At 52.0% G+C, this 398-nt stretch carries 1 protein-coding gene; it reads left to right on the top strand.

Features of this window, described 5'->3' with window-relative positions; translation table 11 throughout:
* Positions 1-183: 183 nt before the first annotated feature.
* Positions 184-398, top strand: a 215-nt coding sequence (locus JW499_RS21785) for a hypothetical protein (RefSeq protein ID WP_205212534.1), incomplete at its 3' end; no start/stop codon positions are given.

The following is a 398-nucleotide window of genomic DNA, read 5'->3' on the forward strand; positions in this document are numbered from 1 at the left end:
GCCTACGATGCTAAAACCAATCGACAACCCGATTACTGGTTCTCAATGGATGATGACGAGTTTGAAGAAGCGATCGCTCAACTACGTGCAGAGCAACGTTTTATGCCTAGTATGGGCCCGGAGATCGATCTGTTTAATAGCGGCACTCAGGCCTGACAACACTAACGGACTGAATTGATAGAAATGGACTTCCAACAGATAAAGCCCTACAGCAGCACCGCCTGGAATAGCGAACGATATTCCAGGCAGAAGCCACGCCCGGAGCAGGGCTCGCTGATTAAACTGCTGCAGGGCGGTGATCCGCTGCCGTGGAGCCGGGCCAACGAAACGGTTCCCGTCAGTATGATCCAGGAGCCAACACCTGCAGAGATTAAACAGCGCATCGAAGACAATAAAGG

The organism is Amphritea pacifica (genome assembly GCF_016924145.1).
GTDB classification, from domain to species: Bacteria; Pseudomonadota; Gammaproteobacteria; order Pseudomonadales; family Balneatricaceae; genus Amphritea; species Amphritea pacifica.